Source organism: Flavobacterium sp. AK-301 (assembly GCF_058310215.1).
In genome coordinates this window covers 183631-208533 of sequence record NZ_JBZEES010000002.1, presented here as the reverse complement: position 1 = coordinate 208533, position 24903 = coordinate 183631, and the positions used below count along the sequence as shown (strand labels likewise).

The window sequence follows — 24903 nt, the reverse complement described above, 5'->3', positions numbered from 1 at the left end:
TAGCTTTAAATCTTAAACTTTTTAAACCTTAAACAAGAAAAACCATTATTTGTATATCTTTGTTTTATAAATTTATCTCATTACTATGGAATGTATTTCTGTTTTTGATATGTTAAAAATAGGTATCGGTCCCTCAAGCTCCCACACACTGGGACCTTGGCGCGGTGCTGAAAAGTTCCTGAAAGAACTTCGTTCTGAAGGGCTGATTGATCATATTAACAGGATTCAGATTGACCTGTACGGCTCTTTATCATTAACGGGTAAAGGACATGCTACTGATCTGGCGGTAATGCTGGGATTAAGTGGTGCAGATCCCGAATATATTCCGGTAGAAAGTATTGATGTCATTATTACAGCAATCAATAATAAAAAAGAAATCTTTCTGGGAAATGAGATCATTATTTCTTTTGATCCTGAACAGGATATTATTTTTAATAAAAATTTCCTTCCGTTCCACTCTAATGGATTTCGTTTTACAGCCTATACTTCTGACAGGGAGATCACTTCTACCTTTTATTCTATAGGGGGTGGATTTGTTATAAAAGAGGAGCTAGCACATTCTACAGATAATGAAGAGATTAAATATACTTTTCCTTTTCCAATTGATAAAGCAACACAACTACTGGAATATACCCGAAAAGAAAATAAAACAATCTCTGAAATTGTGTATGAGAATGAAAAATCAATGCGCTCTGAGGAAGAAATTCATACTGAATTAATGCGTATCTGGAATACGATGCTGGAATGTATGTATATAGGCTGTCACTCAGAAGGGATCTTACCGGGAGGACTCAATGTGAGACGCAGAGCTTATGACATTCATAAAAATCTAATTGGTGTCCTACCTTATGAAAATCCACAGTCCTGGTTACAGAACATCCGATTAACAGAAGTAAAATTCAGACAAATATTAAAATGGGTAAGCTGTTTTGCTCTGGCAGTCAATGAAGTAAATGCTGCTTTAGGACGTGTTGTGACAGCACCTACGAATGGCAGCGCGGGAGTTATTCCGGCTGTTCTGATGTATTATTTAGTGATTGAGAATCATGAAGCGAATGAAAAACAAATTAAACAATTCCTATTAGTTGCCGGAGAAATTGGCAGCATCTTTAAAAAAGGAGCTACTATATCTGCTGCCATGGGCGGTTGTCAGGCAGAAATAGGCGTCTCTTCTGCTATGGCTGCAGGTGCACTGACCGAATTAATGGGGGGAACTCCGGAACAGGTCTTAATAGCAGCGGAAATCGCAATGGAACATCATTTAGGACTTACATGTGATCCTATTGGTGGTCTGGTTCAGATTCCCTGTATTGAACGGAATACTATGGGTGCAATAAAGGCAATCAACGCTGCTGAACTGGCACTGGAAACAGATCCTAAAAATGCTAAAGTCCCTCTGGATAAAGTCGTTAATACAATGTGGGAAACAGCAAAAGACATGAATAATAAATATAAGGAAACCTCCGAGGGAGGGCTTGCTGTGGCTGTTAATCTGTCTGATTGTTAAAATTATATATTATTAATACTATATTTGTCAACCTAATTCTAAAAAAGTACTTTTATTATAATTTTAAAGTACCTAAACAATTTTATTACCTTTACAAACTCGATTTATTAAAAAATAACAGTATAAATTATGTCAACAGCAACAAAAGATTACAAAAGAATCACTACAAAATCACTAATTGATATGAAAGCCCGAGGAGAGAAAATCTCCATGCTTACTGCTTATGATTTTACTATGGCAAAGATTGTAGATGGTGCAGGTATTGATGCTATATTGGTAGGAGATTCAGCTTCTAATGTAATGGCAGGACATGAAACAACACTTCCAATCACTCTTGACCAAATGATCTATCATGCTTCAAGTGTGGTAAGGGCAACTCTGAGAGCTCTGGTAGTAGTCGATCTGCCTTTTGGGAGCTATCAGTCTGATCCGAAAGAGGCGTTGCGTTCTTCTATCAGAATTATGAAGGAAAGCGGTGGGCATGCTGTTAAATTAGAAGGAGGAAGGGAAATCAAAGAATCCATCAAACGTATCTTGAATGCGGGAATACCGGTAATGGGTCACTTGGGATTAACTCCGCAATCTATCTATAAATTTGGAACGTATACGGTAAGAGCTAAAGAGGAAGCTGAAGCGGAAAAATTAATTGATGATGCTAAACTACTTGAGAAATTAGGTTGTTTTGCTATAGTTCTTGAAAAAATACCGGCTGATCTTGCTAAAAAAGTGGCAGAAAGTATTTCTATTCCTACGATCGGAATTGGTGCAGGAAACGGTGTTGATGGTCAGGTTTTGGTTATTCATGATATGCTGGGAATGAATAACGAGTTCAGCCCGAGATTCTTAAGAAGATATATGAACTTATTTGAAGAAATGACGGCTGCTATTTCTAAGTATGCAGCTGACGTCAAGGCTGTTAATTTTCCTAATGAAAATGAACAGTATTAATACAGGTTCATCACTTTTGATTATACATTAATGAAAATACTTTCTACAAAAAATAATCTTCAGATCCTTCATGAGGATAATCATATTATTGTAATTAACAAACGTGTTGGTGATATAGTTCAGGGAGACAAAACCGGAGACAAACCGCTTAGCGAAGTAGTTAAAGAATTCATTAAAGAAAAATATAATAAACCGGGAGAGGTATTTTTGGGTGTTGTACACCGTTTAGACCGACCTACTTCCGGTATTGTTGTTTTTGCCAAAACTTCTAAGGCGCTGAGCCGACTGAATGAACTGTTCAAAAACAGGGAGACCAAAAAAACATATTGGGCAATCGTAAAGAACAGACCTCCGAAAATTCAGGATACTCTTATTCATTTTTTAAAAAGAAATGAAAAAAACAATACTTCAAAAGCACATGTCAAAGAGGTTCCGGGCAGTAAACCGGCAAGTCTGGATTACAGAATAATAAAGGAACTGAATAATTATTTTGCTCTGGAAATCGATCTGCATACTGGAAGGCATCATCAAATTAGAGCGCAACTATCTGTAATTGGCTCTCCTATAAAGGGGGATCTTAAATATGGCTTTGACCGCAGTAATCCGGATGGAGGGATACATCTTCATGCCCGAAAACTGATATTTACTCATCCTGTAAGTAAAGAGATTTTAGAAATTACGGCTCCTACTCCATCTGATGTGATCTGGAATACTCTAAAAGTATAAATCTTTTAAAAATATTGTTTTATTTTAAAACTATCTTAACATTTCTTACTTTCGCAAAAAAGAATTATTCTTACGTATGAAAACAACTGAAGATAAAATTGAAGAAATAAAGCAAAATGGTTATTCTTTAAATCTGGACAACCTTATTTCAAAAACTTTTGAAAATTTTAAAAAAATAACTCTGCTTGCGGGATTAGGATTTTTACTGATCTCTTTTACTTTAGCGGGTATTATTATAGGCATCATTCAGATGACGATAGGAATCGAATCTTTAGGTCAAAGCCTGGTTGGTTTTGAAAGTATTACAAATTTATCAAGTAATGCTCTTATTATTTATTTAGTATTTATGATTCTTATTTCAGCTTTTACAGCGCCTTTTACAGCGGGTATTTTTGAAATGGCACATCATGCGGCAACGGGTAAAAGTTTTACTTTTCCTCTGTTATTCAGTCATTATAAAAGCAAGTATCTGAAACACATTATACTGGCTACTATTCTTATTACCAGTTTTAATCTCTGTCTGACCTCAATACTGGAAATTGCTCATATCCCGATTCTGGGAACTCTTATCAGCTATTTTATACAATTGTGTACTCTGATGATGATCCCTCTTATTATATTTGGAAATCTTACTGCGGTACAGGCAATCCAGAGCAGTTATACTGTTGTTATGAAACAACTCTGGGTTATACTGCTGTTAATGATGCTGAGCGGGCTTCTGGCAATGGTTGGTCTGATCGCTTTTTGTATCGGAATCTTTTTTACAATGCCAATTGTATATTCTGCTCAGTATATGATCTATAGTGAGGCTGTTGGATTTGATGAAAAAGACAGTATTGACGAAATAGGTGCTTCACCGGAAGGTTTCGAATAAATTCTATTTTAAAATAATACTAAAATCATATAATTATGAAATGGGAAGGTCGCAGACAAAGTGGTAATGTAGAGGATCGCAGAAGGGTATCTTCGGGTGGAAAAGTAGCTATAGGCGGTGGTGCCATCGGTATCATTATTTTGCTTATTAATCTGTTTATGGGAGGAGATTCTTCTCAGTTACTGGAACAGGTGCAACAACAGATGCTTAACAACAATAATCAAACTGAAAATTCTGATACGCCATTAACTGTGAAAGAACAGAAAATGGGGGAATATGTTGGTGTTGTTCTTGCGGATACGGAGGATGTCTGGACCAAAATATTTGCTGATAACGGATTAAAATATAAGGAACCAACTCTGGTACTGTTCCGTGGAACGGTACAGTCTGCCTGTGGTGGAGCCAGTTCTGCGTCGGGTCCTTTTTACTGCCCTGCAGATCAGAAAGTATATATGGATCTTAGTTTTTTTGAGGAATTACAAAACCAGTTCGGAGCGAAAGGAGGTGATTTTGCTATTGCTTATGTTATTGCGCATGAAATAGGACATCATGTACAAAATCTTCTGGGAACATCGGGTAAAGTACATCAATTACAGCAAAAAACAAATACGATTCAAGGCAATAAGCTTTCTGTGTCGTTAGAGTTACAGGCAGACTTTTATGCGGGAATCTGGGCTCATTATAACCAAAAAATGAATGGTGTTCTGGAAGATGGAGATATTGAAGAGGCTCTAAGCGCCGCAAATGCTGTAGGTGATGATGCTATTCAGAAAAAAATACAAGGACAGGTGGTTCCGGATTCTTTTACACATGGTACTTCTGAAAAACGTATGTACTGGTTCAAAAAAGGATTTGAATCGGGAGATATTAGTTTGGGAGATACTTTTTAATAATTATTTCTTATTCTATAAAAATATTTTTACAAATTATATGATTCTGTAGAAGATATAATTTAAGAATATTAATTATCTGCTACTTTTTCTTTTTAAAAAATCATCTCTCAAAGCCTGCTTTAAATTTAAAGCAGGCTCTTTATTTTCAAATAGTTCAAAACTAACCAATTCGTTTTACAAACTACTTAAACCGAATTCAGATTAAATGTTTTATTTTTTATATTTTTTAATTATCTATTTTAAAAAATCTTAATAATCGCATTTTTTATACAATTAACTATAGAACTCATAACTGTAACAACTGTTACAGAAGAAAAAAATCACTTTGCTATTTTTGTTAATAAATTAAAATTAAAGTTTTCTCTATATAAAACAGGAAACTATAAAAAAATTATTAATTAAAATTTTAAATATAACAAGATAAAACATGACTCTAAAAGAAACCTATAGAAAATTCTATTTAATATTATTTATATTAATTGGCAACACCATTTCTGCACAAACATCAACGGTGGGTATCAACACACAGTCTCCAAATGCTACACTGGATATTAATGGCAATGTTATTATTCGAAGTGTTGAAGAAGAGAATGAGCAAACTAATATGTTATTAACTATAGATCAAAATGGAGAAATACAAAAAACAGAAAAAACAACAATAGAAAATACTACTCATTTTTTAGGAGGAACAATAGGTTTAAGGTTTGGAACTATTACTACAAACGTTCCTAAAACAGATGAGAATAAACTAGCTATTAGCCCTAGAGGGGGAATAATGATTACAAGGGGAATCGGTTATAAAATTTCACAAACTAAAACCGGCTATTATAAAATTATATTTGATACTCCTTTTACTATGATTTATGGAGCTTCTGTTACTATGGTTGATACGTATGGTGACCCTTATTCCGGATATATAAAAAATGGAGAAAAACCAAGTTTTGATACTCCCGGCCTACAAGTAAGTACTATTGATAATACTCAAATCGCTTTTATGAGTAACAACGAAATACATATAAAAACAGGAAATGATGTGGGTGATGGCGCTGATAGATCTTTTTCATTTATTGTCTTTGGACAATAGACATAATAATTCAAGTTTAATCATATTCAGATATAAAAAAAAATACATTTATATAATATTATTTCAATTTATAAATATCATAAGATATTTTTTTAACAAAAAAAACTAAAAAATATTTTCTGTAGAAATTATTTTATATCTTTAGTTTCATAAACCAAAAATAATATTTATGAAAAATAATATTTTGTTTTTTGTTCTTATTACCGGATTATTAACTTCTTGTAAAGATACAACAACTAAAGAACCTATTTTACTTAATACTCCTGTTGAAATTCCTTTAACTGAAATCAGTGTTTCGGAATGCTATCAATATACTGTAAATAAAGATACTATAGCAATGCATCTAAACAATAATAATAATGATATCAGCGGACAACTTTCTTATAAATTATACGAGAAAGACAGTAATCATGGAACATTTGAAGGTGCTTTTGAAGGAGATATATTAATTGCAAATTATACTTTTAAGTCAGAGGGAACAACTTCTATCCGACAAGTCGCTTTTAAACAGCAAGGGAATAATCTGATCGAAGGACATGGTGAAATGGAAGAAAAAAATGGAAAACTACTATTTAAAGATATCAAAACCTTAAATTTTGATAATAGTACTATCATTTTAAAAGACATTGATTGTTTAGAGTGAATTCAGTCATAAAGGCGAAGGTTTTAAAATCTTAAATGCAAAGGGTCAGAGTATTTTCTGTAAAATACTCTGACCCTTTGTAACTTCCTTCCTCTATTTATCCCAGCCACCCTTCTCTATCGAGACTGCGATATTGTATTGCTTCGGATATATGTGACGAAACTACTTCTTCTGAGACTTCGAGATCGGCTATGGTTCGGGCAACTTTTAAAATCCGATCATAGGCACGGGCAGAAAGATTTAAACGCTCCATTGCTGTTTTTAGTAGTTCTTTTGAAACTAAATCCAGATCGCAGTATTCTCTAATCTGCTTGGTATTCATCTGTGCATTATAATGGATATTCTGATTGTCTTCAAAACGCCTAGTCTGAATTTCTCTTGCTTTAGTAACCCGTTCTCTAATCTTTATACTACTCTCTGCTTTTTCTGTATTGGATAATTTTTCAAATGGTACGGGGGTTACTTCAATATGAATATCAATACGATCTAATAAGGGACCTGAAATTTTACTTAAATATCGTTGCATTTCATGAGGTGACGAGGTAACAGGGGCATCCGGGTCATTAAAATATCCTCCGGGACTTGGATTCATACTAGCTACTAACATGAACGAGGAAGGATAAGTAACTGTAAATTTTGCTCTTGAAATGGTTACTTCTCTGTCTTCAAGTGGCTGACGCATCACTTCAAGAACGCTTCGCTTAAATTCCGGTAACTCATCCAGAAATAAAACTCCGTTGTGTGCCATAGAAATTTCTCCTGGCTGCGGATAGGTCCCTCCTCCTACTAATGCTACGTCTGATATGGTATGATGTGGATTCCGAAAAGGTCTCTGATTCATTAATCCGGATTCTTTGATCTTGCCTACTACACTATGAATTTTTGTGGTTTCTAAGGCTTCGTGTAAGGTCATGGGTGGTAAAATACTGGGCAAACGTTTTGCGAGCATCGTTTTACCTGATCCGGGTGGTCCTATCAGTATAATATTATGTCCTCCTGCTGCTGCAATTTCCATACAACGTTTAATGGATTCTTGTCCTTTAACATCTGAAAAATCAAATTCAGGGAAATCGAGTGTTTTATAAAACTCTTCTCTGGTATCAATTACAGTTGGTTCTATGGAATTTTTACCCCTAAAAAAGTCTATGATTTGTTGTAAATTCTCTATTCCATATACTTCGAGCCCATCTACTATTGCGGCTTCTTTTACATTCTGTATCGGAAGGAAGAAACCTTTAAAACCTTCTTCTTTTGCTTTAACGGCGATTGGTAAGGCACCACGAATGGGCTGCAAACTTCCATCAAGGGACAATTCTCCCATAATGATATATTGTGCTACTGCTTCCGCTTTTATTTGCCCTGAAGCTGTAAGAATACCTATTGCTAGCGTCAGATCGTAAGCGGAACCTTCTTTTCGTAAATCGGCAGGTGCCATATTAATAGTAATCTTTTTACCGGGCATTTTATAACTATTATTGGTTAAAGCGGCGGCAATTCTGAAACTGCTTTCTTTAATGGCATTATCGGGCAAACCTACTAAATGATATCCTATTCCTTTATCTATATTCACTTCTACAGTGATCGTTGTGGCTTCTACTCCAAAAACTGCACTTCCAAAAACTTTTATCAACATAATTAACATATTAGTTTCTAAATGTAGAAATAAAATACTTTTTTAATGTATTTTTTAACGAGTAAAAACTTAAATCATTAAAATAAAATATATATTTAGTAAATACTCTATTTTTAATGGTTTTAAAATGTATTGAATCAGATTCGAAAACATTTCTAACAACAAAGGTCATAGACCTTTGATTTAAGATTAATCTCTCCGTAACGAACGATTGGAATTTGATAATTAAGTAGGATAAGAAAGAAACTTACCAGAAAAAATTTTAACCGCATTGATTTCTTATCTTACATCAATGCACAACTTTTTTATAATAAGTAATTTTGGTTAATAAATAAAATATATACAATATGAAAACTAAAAAAATAGAATTAGTAGCTGCGCCGCCGAGACCACATATGGTTGGGGATGGTTTTAGAGTACATAACTTTATCCCGGGCGGATATCATATGGATATGAAAAGAATGAACCCTTTTATTTTATTGGACTATAATTCTAAATTTTACTTTCCGCCAACGAATGAACGGAGAGGTGTGGGTGTGCATCCGCACAGAGGTTTTGAAACGGTTACGATTGCTTATCACGGCAGTGTTGCGCATCATGACAGCTCCGGGAACAGCGGCGTTATCGGACAGGGTGATGTGCAATGGATGACAGCGGCTTCGGGAGTATTGCATAAGGAATACCATGAACAGGAATTTAGTAAAAAAGGTGGTGATTTTCAGATGGTTCAGCTTTGGGTAAATCTTCCTGCAAAGGACAAAATGTCGAAACCTAAATATCAGGGGATTAAAAATGAACAAATCAGTAAATATACTCTTCCGAATCATAATGGTGTAATTGAGGTTATTGCGGGAGAATATAATGGTGTAAAAGGGACTGCTTCTACGTTTACTCCTGTTCATTTACAGAATGCCAGATTAAATAAGGGTGCTATTGTCAGCTTTAGTTTTCCGGCTCATTATAATACTGCTGTTCTGATCGTGGAAGGTACTGTTAAGGTAAATAATATGGAAATGGTTCTGACCGATCATCTTATATTATTTAAAAATGAAGGGGAAGAATTTACAATTGAAGCTACTGAAAACGCGATTGTTCTGGTTATGAGCGGGGAACCGATTCAGGAACCAATCGCATCGCATGGTCCTTTTGTAATGAATACGAAAGAGGAAATTATTGAGGCTTTTAATGATGTTAATCTGGGGAAATTCGGATATTTGGAAGATTAATAAACCTAAATAAAATACTATGTCAAATGTAAAATTAATAATTGAGGAACGTCCGGCAGACATCGGGAACTTTCTGGTTGGACGTCTTCTTCCTTTCAGGGAAAAAAGAACGGTGGGTCCTTTTGCTTTTATTGATCATATGGGACCTACGCACTTAAAGGATTATCAGAATCTGGATGTGGGACCGCATCCACATATCGGGCTTTCTACGCTTACTTTTCTTTTTGAGGGAAGTATCATGCATAAGGATAGTCTGGGGACGGAAATTGAAATAAAACCGGGACAAGTCAACTGGATGACGGCAGGGAAAGGAATTGTGCATTCTGAAAGAACGCCTCAGTATCTGAGAACTTCGGATAAGGTATTGCATGGTCTTCAAATCTGGGTAGCTCTACCGAAGGAACTGGAAAAAATGGAGCCTTCTTTTTATCATGCTTCGGAAGAGGATATACCAACCTGGACGGATAATACTATTTCTTTTAAACTGATTGCGGGCGAGGCTTTTGGCAAAAAATCTCCGGTTCCTGTATATAGTCCGCTGTATTTTATTGAAATAAAAAGTAAGGAACGTCAAATTATCAATCTGGGAAAGGACCTGTATGGGGAAAGTGCTCTGTATATCCTGGAAGGCAATATCACGAGTGATGGTAATACGTATGAGCCGAAACATATTCTGATCGCAAAGAATGCTAAACTCTGTGAGTTTGAAATAGCTGAAAATACAACTTTATATATCTTTGGAGGAGAGCCTTTTCCTGAGGAACGTATCATTTACTGGAATTTTGTTGCCTCAGACAGGGAGACTATTGAGGAGGCTAAAATCAACTGGACGGAACAAAAATTCCCTAAGGTTCCGGGGGAAACGGGATTTATACCGCTTCCGGAACAAAGTAGTAATTTTAAACTGAAATAATATAGTCGAAAGTCTAATGTCTTAAAGTTGTAAAGGTTCAGAGGCTTATTCACAAAAACTATAGAAGAATTTAGGGGTAGCTGAGCTACTAATAACATTTTACCAAAACTATCAATTAAATAACTATCAACTAATAATAACTATGAAAATAGAACAATTTAATGATATTAAAAAAGGGTTTTTTAAAGCTACTGAGGAAGGTAATGAGGCTGGATTAATGACTTATACCTGGGCTGGTTCGGATAAATTCATTATTGACCATACGGAGGTAAATCCTGATTTTTCAGGAAGGGGTGTTGGTAAAAAATTGGTTATGGGGGCTGTGGAATATGCAAGGAAAAATAACCTTAAGATTATTCCGCTATGTCCTTTTGCTAAGAGTGTATTTGATAAAGTAACGGAAATACATGATGTTTTGTCTTAAAATATCTTTAACCGCAATGGATGCAAAGTTGTTTTTAATACTATGGTTCAATACAGATACAAAAACTGAAAGAATCAGAGAAAACAAAGGTTCGGAACTACTCTGAAAACAGGGTACTCTGAACCTTTGCAACTATATTGTAAATGTCTTTAACTGCAATGGACGCAAAGATTTATGCAAAATTGTTTTGTATACTGAGTACTGTGACTGAACACTTTCAACATTGGGCTTTGAACAGGCTTAAAAATCAGGGAATTAATTCTGCATAACTGGAATTACTCAGGTCTCTAAATAATTTTATATTTTTCTGAGAAAGGGAAAGATTAAAGATATCATCATCTTCTGAAACGACCCATTTATTCCTGTAATATTCTTTTACAAATTTTGCTTTATTATGAAAAACGATAAGATCTGCTTTTTCATAGAAATCTCTTACTTCGGTCTCGGAAAAGCCAATGGCTTCTATCTTTCGTTCTTTTAGATTTTTTATGATCTTATTTAAAAGTTTTGTTCCGTATCCTTTATTCTTTTTTATTGAAACAAAACCTACAAATTCTGCAAACTGATGAATTTGAAGGGCTATTTTTACTTTAAAATTAAAATTTAGACGACCTATGGAAAGGAGTTCTGCTGTATCGGATATCAATAAATGAAATTCTGAATTTTTGAAAGTATTTCTGAAAACTTCTACGGACATATTTTTCCACTCTCCTACATCCCAGGCAATCAATATTTCCTGAATCTCAAAATTATTTAATTCGTCTGCTTTTTTTATTTGGTACTTACTCATTCTATAAAAGTTATTATAAAAACAGCATTGTCACTTATATTCGAATCGGTTCACATAAAACTACCGATTAGAAGAATATCTGTTTTATAAATGAAATGCTGTTAAATCTATAAGTGATTTAACATAAAAATATGTTTAAAGATAAAAAAATAAAACCACAATTCCATGGAATTGTGGTTTTATATAATAATAATATGCTTCTGTGTTTCTGAACTTTCTTTGCCGTCCTGAAACTCTTGTTTATTCTATTTCAAAAACAGCCTGAATTTCTACTGGGGAATTTAAGGGTAAAGATACTGCACCTATTGTGGCACGGGCATGTTTTCCTTTTTCTCCAAATACTTTTACTGCCAGGTCGGAGGCGCTGTTCATTAAACCGGCATGGTTTGTATATCCTTCTCCTGTATAGAAAAACCCGGTTAATTGTACTACGCGTTTTACTTTATTCAGATCTCCGTTAGTTGCTTCTTTTAAAACGGCAAGTACATTCAACATCGTCTGACAGGTAGCTTCTTTTGCCTGCTCTTCGGTTATGTCAACACCTATTTTACCTGCATGTAACACTTTTCCATTCAGCAGAGCAACTTGGCTGATGTATACTTTACCTTCTGAAACAACATAAGGTACGTAGTTCCCTACGGGTTTTGGAGCCTCGGGCAGAATAATATTATTTTTTTTTAGCTGTGTATTTACATTTGCCATTGTTTTTGTTTTTACGGTATCATTTAAAGGTTTGTTTGCAAAAGTTGTGGAACGTAAAGCGTTTGCAACTCTTGCTAAGGCCTCTCCTTGTGCACGTGCCACATTCAGTTCTGAAACGGAAGGTCGCTCTCCTCCTGCTCCTGCTAATGAGGATGCTCCGAAAGGGGTGTTTCCTTGTGGTATTGTATTGTCTATTGTTTCTGTTGCCAACAGACCTGTGGGAACGATTATCATTCCATGTAATGCCAATCGGTTCCAGAAACTTAATATAGCGGCTTCTTTGCCTGCTCCTGATCCTGCGGACATAAATATGGTTGTGGGTTTTCCTTGTAATTTTCTGCTGGTCCAGATGTCAATGGTCTGATTAAAAAACACATGCATATCTGCACTGATATTGGCAAAATTTACGGGACTTCCAAAAGCAATTCCATCATAATCAGCTAATTCACTTATTGTTGCAACAGGATATTTATCAAATGCTTTTGTTGTGGTTTTAGTAGTTCCTAATGTTGGAATTCTTTTCAAAACTGCTTCTGTATTGGGATACTGATTGATTCCTTCTGCTACGGCAAGGGCCAGTTTATAGGTCCCTCCGGTTTCTGAGTGGAACAGTACTAACACTTTTGCTTTATCGGTAGCTGTATTAGCTAAACTTTTCGTCTGTACGGACATAGTTAACAGAATTAAAACGGTTAATTGAATGGTCTTTATCATTATCTAAATATTTATCAAAAATTATTTTAAAATATTTTACAAAGATACAATTACTATCTTATTACTATTTTGTCTAATTTAGACAAATAAATATTCTTAAACGACAAATGAGAAAAGAGGTGAATCCAGGTGAATGTGATCTAATTATCGATCAGATCGAAAAAGAGACTTATGTCCTGCATGAAAGTCAATGGAATTTTACAACGGACTGGCATTCTCATCATAAAGGGCAACTGCTGTATGTGGAACAGGGAATGCAGTATCTTTCTACGGATAAAAAAAGTTTTTTACTACCGGCGCATCACTGTGCCTGGATACCGTCGGATATTATACATAAAACTTCCTGTCCTACGGATGAAGGTTTTTTTCGTTCTATTTTCTTTACCATAAAAGCTCCTGTTGATTCTTTTTTTTCAGAAATCAATGTTTTTAAGGTTCCTGATGTATTACGGGAAATGATCTTGTATTCTGAACGCTGGTCCAGATCTAAAGGGTATAATATGGAAGAAACATTCTTTTTGCAGGCAATATTAAGTAGTCTTCCTAGCTTTTGTAATGAATCATTGCCTCTGGTTATTCCTGTTCCTAAGCATCCTCAACTGATCTCTATTACAAATTATCTGATGAATTCTCTAGATCAGGATATCAGCCTGACTACTATATCTGAGAAATATAATATGACTACTCGTACTTTACAAAGACTTTTTAAAAAGGAAATGGGAATGTCAATGGCGAAATACTTAAAGACTATCCGAATTATTAAATCAATTGAACTACTGGGACATAAGGGTGAAAATGTAAGTAGTGTAACTTATAAAGTGGGTTATGAAAGTGTTCCTACTTTTAGTAATAATTTTTATAAATTAGTTGGTAAAAGACCTCAGGAGTTTTTAGTGAATAATTGATAGTTTTGTAGCAGAGGGTAAGAAGTTGTAAAGTAAAAGAGGTTCAAAGGGCTTTGTGGAAACCGTTCTGAAACTCTGAACCTTTTTTAATCTCTGAACCTTTGAACTTCCTTTAAGACTTTTAACCTTAAAAAAACTTTAAACAAAAAAATATGAAAGATAATTTCTCAACACAATCGAAAGAATATGCTAAATTTAGACCGGATTATCCTGCTGAGGTATATGATTTTCTGAAAAAAAATACTACTAATCATGGAAGAGCGTGGGATTGTGGTACTGGAAACGGTCAGGTAGCAAAGGAGCTGTCTTTGTTTTTTGATCGTGTGGATGCGACAGATATCAGTCAGAAACAACTGGATAATGCTTTTAAAAAAGAGAATATTTTCTATCAGGTCTCTCCTGCTGAAAAAACACCTTTTCTGGATCATAGTTTTGATCTGATTACAGTTGCACAGGCAATTCACTGGTTTAATTTTGATGCTTTTTATACTGAGGTAAAGCGTATTTTAAAACCGGATGGAATACTTGCTGTCATCGGTTATGAAATGATGCGAATAGATGAGGCTACTGATGCTGTTATTTCTGAATTATATACTACTATTGTGAAACCTTACTGGGATACTGAACGTCGCTATGTTGAAGAAAAATATCAGACTATACCTTTTCCTTTTAACGAAATACCTACTCCTTCGCTGAAAAGAAGTTATTCCTGGAATATTGAACAGTTGAAAGGCTATTTATCGACTTGGTCTGCGGTACAGCACTATATAAAGGATAAAGGACAGAGCCCGGTTACTTTTATTGAAAAACAACTTGAGGAAAACTGGGGTAATCAGGAAAAGAAAACAATCGTTTTTCCTACATTACTACGAGTAGGTAAATTTGTTTAGTAGCCAAAAAAAATATAAAATATTCATTCACAGTACTCAGTACTCAGTATTCAGTATTCAGTACTCAGTATTCAGTATTCAGTATTCAGTATTCAGTATTCAAAACAACTTTGTGTATTTATTCTTATACAGATAGCAAAACAACCTTAAATAAAAAGCCTGTTTTGAAAATAAATTTCAAAACAGGCTTCAATACATTAATAAAAAAAAGTATGTTTTATTCAGAGATAGTAATTTCCGGACTATTACTTCTTTTTACAACGAACCAGATAACCACCTGATAAATGAACATTATGGTCAATAGCAGCACGAAACACACCGTTTCCTGAGAAATATCTAAAATATCCGCTTGGTCTATTGCGTTGAACTGATATAAAGGTACCTGTCATAAATATAGCAGAACCTACAGTATTGCCATATCCGGAAGCATCAAAACCTGTAACTGAATTACTTATTCCTGTTATTCCTCCAATACCTTTTTTAAACATAATAGGAGCATGAGTACCTCTAGAACCAATTGTAGTCTCCCATGTCGAATTCCATGTACCGTTAGCAGCGCTACTGTATTTTGAAGCATTCGTTACAAGTTCTTTTTCCAGCTGATTCCAGTCATAATCGTTTGGTAAATACCATCCATCCGGACAAATACCTTGATATTCCGGTCGGGTACCGGTTTCATCTACTGTAGGCTGAGTAGGCCTGTCTGTAGCTGCTACCCACATATAGTTTAAACCTGCTTTTGCATCTGCAGTACCTGTATTATTGGTGTAACCTGTGTATCTATTGGGTGCTGAAACAGAAGTCTCATTTTTAATGACAGTACCATCTGGTTTTGTTTTAACACGAAGATTTTCTATCATCCAACAACCTGCCGGTCCAAAAGATCTTGCAATATAAAGGTTGTTTTCTCTATCTCGTACAGAGGTGCAACATTCACAATCTCTTATGTTAATCGGTTTACTAGGAATAGATTGAATCGTGATACATCCACCGTCAGCAACTTGAAATGTTGCATATAAAATCACACCATAACCTGTTTTATTTCCTTTTAATCGTATAGGAAGATCTCCTTTAAATTTTATAGTTGCAGAGGTAGCGGTTGAGGCTACTATTCCTTCTATCACATTGTCAGGATCATCATAGGACCAGATAATAGCATCTGTCGGCAATGGTGCTCCTTTAAGGGTATAGGTATACGTTTTTGAAAAATCAGCAGCTTCTCTGAGACTCCACAATCCACAATCTTCACCAGCATAATTGGTTTGTTTTACATCGTAACAGAAATCACCTTCTATAGAATACGATTTATTCTCAGAAAGCCCATTAGATATAGCAGTTACTGCTCGAGAAGCTTCACTTACTCTTCCACTTATCATAACAGTAGCTTCAGCAATCACACTACCTGCTTTTATAAAAGGTACATAACAAAACTCATTCTGGTCACCGGTCAGCGTATATGCTCCTCCTGCTGTTCCGGTAATCGTCCATTTGAATACCGCATTAGAAGGATAAGTTGCCAGATTTGTTATTGTAAACTGATAACCACCACAATATTTTGTCGTTTCCGGATCATCTAATACGGGTGCATCTGGTTTATTTATATTAATCTTAATCTCGGTTTGTTTGATATTAATACCACAAGTACCTTGTACTTCTACTTTAACTGTTGCTTTAATATCACCTGGGGGGGGGGATGCTACATCAAACTTGATTTTTATTTGAGAACCTTCACCTATTATTGTGTAACCTACTCCGGCTCCGCTTACCGTCCATTTATAATTCACATCAGGGATACCTTCTTCTGTACTACGTATCTTAAATAATGTTTCTACATTCTCTGCTACTTCATAATTAACAATATCCCATTCTAATGGAGGAACACCACGAACAACTACTTTAAAAGGAACTTCGGTTTCACTGACACAACCTTCCTTGGAAGTAATCTCTACTTTATACTCCCCTGCTTCTGTGGCTTCGTACTTTTCTGATTTGGTTTCATCCTTCTTTTTAGTAGTAAGATTTTTCCATATATATTTTGTTCCTCCGGGAGTTGTATTTAAATCCACTCCACTGTCTGCACTACAAAAATAAGGTCTTCCTTTGATGCTAGCATCCATTGGTTTTGCTTCAACTATTGTTCCGTCTGTATCCAGAGATGTAGCACAAGTACCCGCATTACCCGGTTTAGAAGCTGTAACCATCAGATTTATTTCATTAGTGGTAATAGTGGTCAGAGCATAATTCCAATTCGTTCCCTTTCCTATTATTTGTCCATTAATACTCCAGGTATAGGTTACATCAGACTGAGCTGAATTAATTTTTAAATTTAATATCCCTCCCTCACAAAATACCGGATTATCATTTAATGCTTTTCCGTTGATCAAAACATTACCTTTTGTAAAACCGGAAATTGTTTCCCCATTACGATGTTCTACACTAATTGCATTAGAGGTTTTGGAATTACAGCCTCCGTTATTAACAACGGCAAAATAAACTCCGACTCCGGAGGCTCCTCCGGTAATGGTATATGTCTTTCCTGTTTTTCCGGTATTATGACCATCTTTAAACCACATTATATCAGTTGTAGTACCACTATAAACAGCCGTCAGCACTACTGAATTCGGACCACACAAAACTCCTCCGTTATTAGCTGAAATAACGACCGGTTTTGATGCCAGTGTAGGACTCGATTTTATAGTAATAATACTGGATGCATTGTCTATACACCCAATTCCTCCCACATAAACGCGATAATTACCCGGTTCAGTTGCCATATAAGAAGTCCCAGATCCTACAAAAATATCATTGATTGTCCAGACATAATTAGCTCCTACAACCACATTGGTAATATACATATAAACGGCTCCACTTGCGCAAAGAATTCCACCATTGGTAAAGTCAACAACAGGTTTGGCTATTCCGGTCTGACAGATATCAGCACCTTTCTGCTGGAATAAAAATTCTTTATACTCCCCGGTGCAAGAATTAATCACACGAACAATAGCTGTACGTTCTTTTGCGGACGGATTAGGAGTCATATTAACCTTAAAAGCACCTGTACTGTTGTTTGTCACTTCTATAGTAGTAAAATCTGCTCCGGTAATAATAACAAAGTTGTAAGGGGGAGCAATACCGGTACAATTGGGTTTATCTACTGGAATAAAAGGTCCTTTTTCACCTCCGGTATCCGGAAACGAAGGAAGAGTGGGGTCTACCTCAGTTCCTCCTTCATCGGTAAAACTAATATCGGCATTACCAATACACAAACTAACCCATTTTGAGGCATTCCAATATTCAAAACACTTCGTGTCTTTATTATAAATAGTAAGTCCTATGGCTGCTAAATTCAGATTAAGACCGTTTCGCTGCGCTGTAGTAAGTTGCGGAAGACGAAATCCTCCCACTCTTTCTTTGGTTGAAATTTCCAGTATAGAATATCCTTCGGAAGGAGTATTTTCTCCTATCCGCACCTGAGCATTCAAATCAGGAAAAAATCCTGTTAGTATAATCAAACTGAGTAAACAACAAAATTGTTTTAATCGTAACTTCATATAACACCAATTTTAATTTATTTTTTCTACTTTTTCATTTTATAAACAAGCTTCTTCCTACTCATTCTCAAATATTTCTATAACTAAATTAATTTCAGATAATAATTTTTCATACTCATCTTTAATCCTTTGAGACATTTTACTGGTTTTGTCTCCTCGTAATGATTTTCTAATAAAATCACCTGTAATTCCATATTGTTGCATCAGTGCTTTTACAGCAAAGGAATTGTATTGATTCTTTATTATTTTATTAATAGCTAATCGGTCATCATATTTCTTTCCAATTCAAGAATTCAGCTATTTTTATTTTTTACTCAAACTTTTTATTTCAGTATTACTATTTTGAAAACAAAAGAAATTCTGATCGAATTCTATTTTTTTCTTTTAATTATTTTTTCATTCTTTTTCTAAATTATATCAATAGCTAACTTTTTCTTTCTTCTGTTTGAGTTAGTTTTATTCAATATTTCTGTCTCGTTTAACGATACGAAATTAACATTAAATATAATAAAACTTCAGTATTGTATTCACTCTCAATCCTACTATTTAGCTAATTACATACTATATCATCTACAATTCTATTCTTTTTATTTACTATTTAATGAATTTATTTTTATTATTCTATACTATGCAATAAAAATACAATGTTAAACTGATTGTATTGTTTAAGATTATTATTCTTTTACTTTCTGGCTGTTAATTCTATTCAATAATAATTTTTATTACAAATAACAGTTTGTATCTATAAAAAATACAACTTATGTAGTAACTTACTATTATTTTTATTTTAAAAGAAGTTTCATTTTATAATCTTACTTTGTAAATATTAACTATTATCTACAATTCTTTCATGAAATCAATAATTTCTTTAAGCATTAGTTTATAGTCTTTTTAATAAAAAAGATTTGCTATTCCATTATATTCAATCTCTTTTTTAAACATATTTAATGTATTGTTTAACAAGACAAAATTCAACCCTAAACTTGTCTGGCATACTTATATTATAACTATTTCTAGTTATTTTATTATGCTATACCATCGTTTCTAATATCGAAGCAAACATATAAACTTTATTTCTATTTTAAAAATTATATATAAACTTTATTCATATAGTTACCAATACAACGCAATTTTAAAAAGTTAAAAAAAACAAGTATTTGATTTACATACACTTAATATATATTAATACAGGCTACAAAAATATTCTATTTAAAAAATATTATTCCAACCATATTTATAGATAAATTATACAATATATACTATTTGTGTTAAAATATAAAACAATAAAACACGAGAAATCTATCTCAATTGAAAACGAATTAATGCGATTTTATCGGGAGTATATAAGCTTAATTAGAGATATAATAAAGTATCTGAAACAAAAAATTAATTTTTAAAACAAATACAATAACCAAAAAAGAACAGTTAAATAATTTTTAATTTAGAATTTAAATTACCACATTGTCTTTTATATTAACATATACATAGTTTAAGAAGCTGTTATCTCAACACCTGACACTTTTCATCTCTGAACATAATTATTAAACAAAAAAAGAGGCTGTCTAAAAGTGCACTACCCTCAAAAGTTAGACACTATTTTGGGCAGTGCAAAAGTATAAATAAGCCTCTTTTGTCTAATCAAATATATCCTATTTTTTAAATTTTGCAATTCCTGTTTTTAACCATTCCTGATAGGTTTCTATATTGGGGGTATATCCTATGGCGTCAGACAGATTTTTTTCTTCTGCATCAAGTAATACATAATATGGTTGTGCATTGGCTTTATATCTTGTAATCTGAAAATCACTCCACTTATTTCCTGTTGTCCTGATCTTTTTACCGGTCTCTTGGGATACATATTGTTCGTTTTCCGGCAGGTCTCTTTTATCGTCTACATATAATGAGATTAACACTACTTCATTGTTCAGAATGGAAAGAATGCGTTCGTCAGACCATACATAGTCTTCCATTTTTCTACAATTTACGCAGGCATAACCTGTAAAATCTAATAATATGGGTTTATTTACTGATCTGGCATATGTGAGTCCTTTTTCATAATCATGGAATGCTATGATATCATGTGGTCCTTTATAGGCGCCATCGGGTAATACGGCTGCATTTGCAATGCTTGCTGATCCTGCTTTTGAATTTCCTACTCCGTAAGGGGATTCACTATAGGTCATTGGTGGCGGAAATCCACTTATCAGTTTTAATGGTGCACCCCACAAACCGGGAATCATATAAATGGTAAAGGATAATACTACTAAACCTATTGATAGTCTTCCTACTGAAATATGGGTTAGGGGTGAATCGTGTGGTAGGGTAATCTTTCCAAACATATAAAGTGCGAGTGTACCAAAAATAGCAATCCAAATTGCTAGAAACACTTCTCTTTCTAGTAAATGTAACTGTAATACCAGATCGGCATTGGAAAGAAATTTAAAGGCTAAGGCTAGTTCGAGAAATCCTAAAAATACTTTTACGGTATTTAACCATCCTCCGGATTTGGGTAAAGAGTTTAGCCATCCGGGAAACATAGCAAATAACATGAAGGGTAAGGCTAAGGCAAGTGAAAAACCAAGCATCCCTATAATTGGTGCCAGACCACCTTTGGAAGCTGCCTGTACTAATAAGGTTCCTACAATGGGTCCTGTGCAGGAAAAGGATACAATTGCCAGTGCAAGTGCCATAAATAATATTCCTATCATTCCTCCTCTGTCTGCCTGACTGTCTACTTTGTTTGCCCATGAATTAGGGAGCATAATCTCAAAGGCACCGAGAAAAGAGAAAGCAAAAACTACTAATAAAAGGAAAAATATTACATTGAACCATACATTTGTAGATAGTGCATTCAGTGCGTCTGCTCCAAAAATAATGGTAATCACAGTTCCTAAAAAGACATAGATCAGTATAATGGAAATACCGTAAATAATAGCATTTTTGATTCCTTTTGCTCTGGTTTTACTCTGTTTTGTAAAGAAACTTACTGTCATGGGTATCATCGGAAATACGCATGGTGTTAATAATGCTGCGAATCCTGAAAAGAAGGCGATAATGAAAATTGAAAATAAACTTTTATCACTTTCTTTTGCTTTTTCTCCTTTTTTAGCTACGCTTACGACGGGATCTGTTACTTTTATATTATTAGCTGCAACGATAGTATTTACTTCGTCAAAAGAGGCTACTTCCCTACTCTGTTCTGTTTTTATATCGAAAATAAAATAATTGAACTCACTGATACAAACTTCTTTGCATACTTGATAGAATAATTCCATCTGAATGTTATCAACTTTATCGCTAATCAGTTTTATATCTTGTTTAAGGGTTACTGTGTTTACAAAAAAGATCTCATCTACACCAAAAACAGGATTAAAAGCTTTTTCTGTCTTACTTTCTGTTGCTTTTCCTATCAGTTCGTAATTACCTTTACTGTTTTGAAACAACAATTCTGTAGGGAGAGAACCTCCTTCTGAAGTGAATTGGGAATAAACGTGCCATTCTGGCTCAATAACACCTTCAAAGATTAATGTGTATTCTGTATCTGATTTCTTTTCAATTTTAGACTGCCATTTTACGGGGTGTACGATTTGTGCTTGTACGGTCACAAAAGTAAATATAAAAAACAGTAGATAAATAATTCGCTTCATTGGGCTAACTTTATTTGGTATATTAATTTAGTTGATTCGGTAACTTTAAATCGGTCATCCATTCTTTTTCCCACGATCCAGATGATCTTATCTTCGGAACAGAGCAACCAACTTTCTTCTTTTTCAATCAAAGATAATTTCTCGTCTTTAAAATATTTACTCAGTTTTTTCTTCTGCCCTTTCATTCCGAATGGGTAAAAATAATCACCTTCTTTCCATTTTCTAAGTATTAAAGGAAACTTTAACTTTTCTCTATCTACAAAGATACTAAGGTGGTTTTCTTTTTTTGTAACATTTGTTACTGTGGTAATTTTTATACTTAGGGGGTAATGAAATTCTTTATTTTCACTGATCGTATATTGATTCCTGTCTGTTTCTTTTCTTTTTTCTAAAATTAAAAAGTATCTATCTTTTACTAATCTGTGTGTATGGGAAAAGATTTGTTTTCCGGACTGTGCGTCAATAATATGATTTATATCTTTCCATGAGGTAAAACCGTACTCTCTGAGTATTCTGTAGAGATAAGCGGGGGAACTGGATAACTGTCGGATTTTTTCTAAATTGAAATGAATCTGATTTCCTTTTTCTTCTGCTACTTGTTGGTAAACCTGAATAGCTGCATCTTCTGTCATAGTCTGAGATTCCTCTAAATTGGAAAGGGTCTGCTGAAAGGATTCTAAAAAGTTAGGGTTGAGTGATTTCAGTACAGGAACAACATGATGTCTCAGTTTGTTTCTCATATATTTATCGGATGCATTACTACTGTCCTCTCTCCATTGTGTACGGGTCTGTAAGATATATTGATGGAGTTCTTCTCTGCTAAAGGGTAAAAGGGGACGTATTATTTTGCCGTTTTGTTTTGGAATTCCGATAAGTCCTTCTAAACCGGTTCCTCTGGTCAGGTTAATCAGAAAGGTCTCTATAACATCATCGGCATGATGAGCGGTTAGAATATAATCTAAAAGATGCTCTTCAAGTAACTGATGAAACCAGGTATAACGTAGTTCTCTTGCTGCTGTCTGAATGGACATGTGATGTTCTGCTGCAAAGGTTTCTGTATTAAACCGGGTTATAAATATCGGAATATTATTGTCTGAGGCGTATTGTTCTACAAACTGCTGGTCGCGGTCGCTTTCTTCTCTTCTTAGATTAAAATTACAGTGGGCAATGGTTATATCGTACTGTAATTCCTGGAACAACTGCAACATAACGATACTGTCCAACCCACCACTGACGGCAAGTAACAGTTTTTTTTCTTTCAGAAAAGGAAAATATTGCGAAAGATGGGACTGTAGTTTCAAAATCATATACAAAAATAATGAAAGATTTTTAGATTGATTCTTACTTGGTTTAAAGTTTAAGGTTTAAAGTTAGCTTGCGGGTAAATCTAATATTTAAAAGTCTTAAAGTACAGTACTTAGTCGTATCATTTCACGTTTTACAAAAACTATAAACTAAGACCCCAGCACTCTTAACATTGCTTCTGCTTTAATCATACATTCTTCGTATTCTTTTTCGGGAGTGGAAGCGGCTGTAATGGCGCTACCTACGGAAAATGAAATATACTGATTTTCATGGTTATATAGAATACTCCGAATAACAACGTTAAAATCAAAATCATTATTGGGTGTGAAATACCCTACTGATCCACTGTATAATCCGCGTCGGGTTTCTTCGAGATCTTCGATATGTTTCATTGCGGCTATTTTTGGGGCTCCTGTCATGCTTCCCATTGGAAAGGTTGTTCTGATAAGTTCTATTACGGAATGCTGCGGGGCTAATCTGGAGGTAATGGTCGATATTAAATGATGTACTTGTTTAAAAGTATAGGGACGACACAGCTCTTTTACGATAACGGATCCTTTTTGTGCGGTACGAGACAAATCGTTACGTACAAGGTCGGTTATCATAATATTCTCGGAGCGTTCTTTGATATTGGATTCTAATTCTTGTCTGAGTTGCAGGTCTGTTGTTGTATCTGCGTTTCTTCGGGCGGTTCCTTTTATAGGTTGGGAAATAATGGTATCTCCTTCTTTTTTCAGATATCTTTCAGGAGAAGCGGATAGCAGAAAGTGCTTATGGTTCTTGAAATAAACGGCAAAGGGTGGTTCTGAAAGGGCATTTAATTTCTGATAGACTTCTAATGGACTGATAACGGAATTTTCTGCGAAAAATTCCATACAGAAATTTGCTTCATAAATATCGCCTCTCTGAATATGTTCTAACATTCTGTTTATTTTATTAATATAAATATCCTTGGGAATGCGCTTCTGTATTTCAACGGAATGCCTTTGAAGCGGGAGCTGATGTTCAAAGTGTAAAATATCTTCTAAGTCCTGCTCTATTTCATCGTCACATGCAGGAAGATAAAGCACTTGTAACTGATCTCCTTTTAACAGAAACAGTTTTTTAGGCTGAAAGAAATACAAATCCGGAAAATGTAAACCGTCAAAATTCTCTGATCTTAGCTCTTCTACTGCGTTTTTAAGGTCGTAAGATAAATAACCAAAAAGCCAGTCTTGGGTAATCTGCTGATATTCTTTCAGATCACTAAAGGCATTATGATAATCAGTCTGAATTGCGGTAAAGGCATCTACGGCAAGAACGGCATCGTAATGGTGTTCTTGTGGGGAATAATTATTACTGTCCAGAAAAATAATCTCTCTAAACTGCTGCGCCCAGCTTAATAACCGGGTTTTATATTGTATTGCATCTTCTATGGTAATGGTAGTGGTAGTTCTCAACGGATATCTGGGTATTTAACGGGATCAAAAATACAACAAAATATCTTTGTTTCTTGGGTTTTGACTGATGGTTAACCGTTTGTAATTGT

General features: G+C 34.5%; 19 protein-coding genes. 12 read left to right on the top strand and 7 right to left on the bottom strand.

Going from position 1 to position 24903, the window contains the following annotated elements; translation table 11 throughout:
• Positions 1-85: 85 nt before the first annotated feature.
• The 7 genes from AC4FQX_RS04420 to AC4FQX_RS04390 all read left to right on the top strand — a co-directional run bounded on the left by AC4FQX_RS04420 (position 86) and on the right by AC4FQX_RS04390 (position 6675).
• Positions 86-1507: an L-serine ammonia-lyase gene (locus AC4FQX_RS04420; protein ID WP_491166464.1), complete on the top strand. Its 1422-nt coding sequence runs from the start codon at positions 86-88 to the stop codon at positions 1505-1507.
• Positions 1508-1636: 129 nt separating this feature from the next.
• The gene (gene panB / locus AC4FQX_RS04415; protein ID WP_491166463.1) at positions 1637-2455 is read left to right on the top strand and encodes a 3-methyl-2-oxobutanoate hydroxymethyltransferase; all 819 of its coding nucleotides are present in this window, start codon (positions 1637-1639) and stop codon (positions 2453-2455) included.
• Positions 2456-2485: 30 nt separating this feature from the next.
• Positions 2486-3181, top strand: coding sequence for an RluA family pseudouridine synthase (locus AC4FQX_RS04410; RefSeq protein ID WP_491166462.1), 696 nt, complete (start codon positions 2486-2488; stop codon positions 3179-3181).
• Between the two features lie 76 nt (positions 3182-3257).
• Positions 3258-4055, top strand: a complete 798-nt coding sequence (locus AC4FQX_RS04405; RefSeq protein WP_491166461.1) for a hypothetical protein — start codon at positions 3258-3260, stop codon at positions 4053-4055.
• Positions 4056-4090: 35 nt separating this feature from the next.
• The gene (gene ypfJ / locus AC4FQX_RS04400) at positions 4091-4945 is read left to right on the top strand and encodes a KPN_02809 family neutral zinc metallopeptidase (protein WP_491166460.1); all 855 of its coding nucleotides are present in this window, start codon (positions 4091-4093) and stop codon (positions 4943-4945) included.
• 430 nt (positions 4946-5375) lie between these two features.
• Positions 5376-6032 carry a hypothetical protein gene (locus AC4FQX_RS04395; protein WP_491166459.1) on the top strand — a complete coding sequence of 219 codons (657 nt, stop codon included), beginning with the start codon at positions 5376-5378 and terminating at the stop codon, positions 6030-6032.
• A 169-nt stretch (positions 6033-6201) separates the two neighbouring features.
• Positions 6202-6675, top strand: a complete 474-nt coding sequence (locus AC4FQX_RS04390) for a hypothetical protein (protein WP_491166458.1) — start codon at positions 6202-6204, stop codon at positions 6673-6675.
• 97 nt (positions 6676-6772) lie between these two features.
• Here the strand turns inward: AC4FQX_RS04390 and AC4FQX_RS04385 are convergent, their stop codons facing one another.
• Positions 6773-8308 (bottom strand): YifB family Mg chelatase-like AAA ATPase, encoded by a 1536-nt coding sequence (locus AC4FQX_RS04385; RefSeq protein WP_491166457.1) that lies wholly within the window; start codon positions 8306-8308, stop codon positions 6773-6775.
• A 347-nt stretch (positions 8309-8655) separates the two neighbouring features.
• Between AC4FQX_RS04385 and AC4FQX_RS04380 the strand changes: the two genes are divergently transcribed.
• The 3 genes from AC4FQX_RS04380 to AC4FQX_RS04370 all read left to right on the top strand — a co-directional run bounded on the left by AC4FQX_RS04380 (position 8656) and on the right by AC4FQX_RS04370 (position 10871).
• Positions 8656-9534, top strand: a complete 879-nt coding sequence (locus AC4FQX_RS04380) for a pirin family protein (protein WP_491166456.1) — start codon at positions 8656-8658, stop codon at positions 9532-9534.
• A 61-nt stretch (positions 9535-9595) separates the two neighbouring features.
• The gene (locus AC4FQX_RS04375) at positions 9596-10447 is read left to right on the top strand and encodes a pirin family protein (protein WP_491166750.1); all 852 of its coding nucleotides are present in this window, start codon (positions 9596-9598) and stop codon (positions 10445-10447) included.
• A gap of 142 nt (positions 10448-10589) precedes the next feature.
• Entirely contained in the window at positions 10590-10871 is a 282-nt protein-coding gene (locus AC4FQX_RS04370; protein WP_491166455.1) for a GNAT family N-acetyltransferase, read from the top strand.
• Positions 10872-11118: 247 nt separating this feature from the next.
• On the opposite strand, the gene AC4FQX_RS04365 is transcribed toward AC4FQX_RS04370, so the two are convergent.
• Together AC4FQX_RS04365 and wrbA are read right to left on the bottom strand one after the other, a co-directional pair.
• Entirely contained in the window at positions 11119-11661 is a 543-nt protein-coding gene (locus AC4FQX_RS04365; RefSeq protein WP_491166454.1) for a hypothetical protein, read from the bottom strand.
• A gap of 240 nt (positions 11662-11901) precedes the next feature.
• On the bottom strand, positions 11902-13077 hold the full coding sequence (wrbA, locus tag AC4FQX_RS04360; protein WP_491166453.1) for an NAD(P)H:quinone oxidoreductase: 1176 nt from the start codon (positions 13075-13077) through the stop codon (positions 11902-11904).
• A gap of 107 nt (positions 13078-13184) precedes the next feature.
• Here wrbA and AC4FQX_RS04355 point away from each other — a divergent pair, with 107 nt between their 5' ends.
• Positions 13185-13982, top strand: a complete 798-nt coding sequence (locus AC4FQX_RS04355) for an AraC family transcriptional regulator (protein ID WP_491166452.1) — start codon at positions 13185-13187, stop codon at positions 13980-13982.
• A gap of 152 nt (positions 13983-14134) precedes the next feature.
• On the top strand, positions 14135-14872 hold the full coding sequence (locus AC4FQX_RS04350) for a class I SAM-dependent methyltransferase (protein WP_491166451.1): 738 nt from the start codon (positions 14135-14137) through the stop codon (positions 14870-14872).
• A gap of 245 nt (positions 14873-15117) precedes the next feature.
• Here AC4FQX_RS04350 and AC4FQX_RS04345 read toward each other — a convergent pair whose 3' ends face one another.
• The 4 genes from AC4FQX_RS04345 to AC4FQX_RS04330 form a co-directional block, all read right to left on the bottom strand.
• Entirely contained in the window at positions 15118-18423 is a 3306-nt protein-coding gene (locus AC4FQX_RS04345; protein WP_491166450.1) for an FISUMP domain-containing protein, read from the bottom strand.
• A 1649-nt stretch (positions 18424-20072) separates the two neighbouring features.
• Complete coding sequence (locus AC4FQX_RS04340) at positions 20073-22070, bottom strand: protein-disulfide reductase DsbD family protein (protein ID WP_491166449.1); 1998 nt, start codon at positions 22068-22070, stop codon at positions 20073-20075.
• The gene (gene tilS / locus AC4FQX_RS04335) at positions 22067-23377 is read right to left on the bottom strand and encodes a tRNA lysidine(34) synthetase TilS (RefSeq protein ID WP_491166448.1); all 1311 of its coding nucleotides are present in this window, start codon (positions 23375-23377) and stop codon (positions 22067-22069) included. The genes AC4FQX_RS04340 and tilS overlap by 4 nt, the downstream gene beginning before the upstream one ends.
• 147 nt (positions 23378-23524) lie before the next feature.
• Complete coding sequence (locus AC4FQX_RS04330; protein ID WP_491166447.1) at positions 23525-24814, bottom strand: anthranilate synthase component I family protein; 1290 nt, start codon at positions 24812-24814, stop codon at positions 23525-23527.
• Positions 24815-24903 lie beyond the last annotated feature (89 nt).